A 1,079-nucleotide genomic window follows, 5' to 3' on the forward strand; every position below is an offset into this window, starting at 1 on the left:
ATGGTGGACAGGTCCTCGGTCTCGAGCTTCTGGATTTCCTTCAGCGTGTTCTCGCGCTCGGTGGCGTCGATCTGGCCGGCCTGCTTCACGATCAGATCGTTGATCTGCTGGTTGGAGTAGCCGTTGTTCACGAAGTTGCCGTCGCGGAAGAACGGGGACAGGTAGTTGTCCGGATCGGAGTAGTCCGGGAACCAGCCGAGCTGGTACGCCGGGTAGACGCCGTCGGAATCCTCGGTGACCACACGGTCCTTGCTGTACTGGGTCCACTCGGTGGACTGCAGATCCACCTTGAACAGACCGCCCTCCTCGAGCTGCGACTTGATGGCCGCGTATTCGTCGGCGGAGGACTGGCCGTAATGGTCCGGGTTGTACTGGAGCTTCAGATCGACCGGGGTCTTCACACCGGCTGCCTCCAAGGTCTTCTTGGCCTTCTCCGAGCTCGGCTTGCCGTTGCCATCGCCGTAGGCGGCCTTCAGAGTATCGTCATGGCCGGCGAGCCCGTCCGGAATGAAGGAGTACATCGGCGTGTAGGTGCCCTTGTACACCTTGGTGGCGAGTTCCTCGCGGTCGATGAGGTTCGCGACGGCCTGGCGCACGGCCTTGGCCTTGTCGGCGTTCGGCTCGCTCGACTTCTCGCCATACGGCATGATCTTGAAGTTGAAGGTGAGGAAGCGTTCCTCGCCGCCCGGTCCCTTCACGACCTTGACCTTCTTGTCCTTCGAGAGGCTCTCGATGTCGGTCGGGGTCATCGAACGGTAGGCCACGTCGATCTGGCCCTGCTGCACGGCCATCTTCAGGTTGGAGGAGTCCGCGAAGTACTTGACCTGCACGGCGTCGTTCTTCGCCGGGGTCAGCCCCTTGTAGGACTTGTTCTTGGCATACGCCAGCGCCTCGTTCACCTTGTAGGAGGTGAGCGTGTACGGGCCGGCGAACGCGTTGTCCTTCACGATGGTGTCGGCGTCGGTGAGCTTGTCGGCGCTGAACGACTGCTCGTCCACGATCGGGCCGGCCGGGCTGGACAGCACCTGCTTCAACGTCACATCGTTCTTCACCTTGGAGTGGAACACCACGGTGGTGTC

1 protein-coding gene is annotated in these 1,079 nt (G+C 61.8%); it reads right to left on the reverse strand.

Annotated features, from left to right (window positions below; genetic code table 11):
- Positions 1–1,079, reverse strand: a 1,079-nt coding sequence (locus B3C64_RS06255; protein ID WP_291534501.1) for an ABC transporter substrate-binding protein, incomplete at both ends; no start/stop codon positions are given.

The sequence above is a fragment of the Bifidobacterium sp. UBA6881 genome (genome assembly GCA_002451435.1).
Taxonomy (GTDB): domain Bacteria; phylum Actinomycetota; class Actinomycetes; order Actinomycetales; family Bifidobacteriaceae; genus Bifidobacterium.